Genomic DNA, 237 nt, shown 5'->3' on the forward strand with positions numbered 1-237 from the left:
GACCGAACGACCTGCGGCTCCTGACGGAGATCCTGCGTTCGGCGCGATGCCGGATCAGTGTCGCGTTCGACGGGCTGCAGGCCTATCACCGCGCGCAGGCCGTCGCGCCCGACCTGATCCTGATGGATGTCCGGATGCCGCGCATGGACGGCTTCGCCGCGTGCCGCCTGCTGGCGTCGACGCCGTCGACGCAGAACATACCCATCATCATCCTGACCGCCGCCGCCGATCTCGACG

The 237-nt window shown here is 68.8% G+C and carries 1 protein-coding gene; it reads left to right on the top strand.

What is annotated here, in order from left to right; all coding sequences use genetic code 11:
- Positions 1-237, top strand: a 237-nt coding sequence (locus R0J88_RS23390) for a response regulator (protein WP_410901373.1), incomplete at both ends; no start/stop codon positions are given.

It is taken from the genome of Pseudoalteromonas sp. SIMBA_162, from assembly GCF_046535955.1.
GTDB classification, from domain to species: domain Bacteria; phylum Pseudomonadota; class Gammaproteobacteria; order Enterobacterales; family Alteromonadaceae; genus Pseudoalteromonas; species Pseudoalteromonas marina.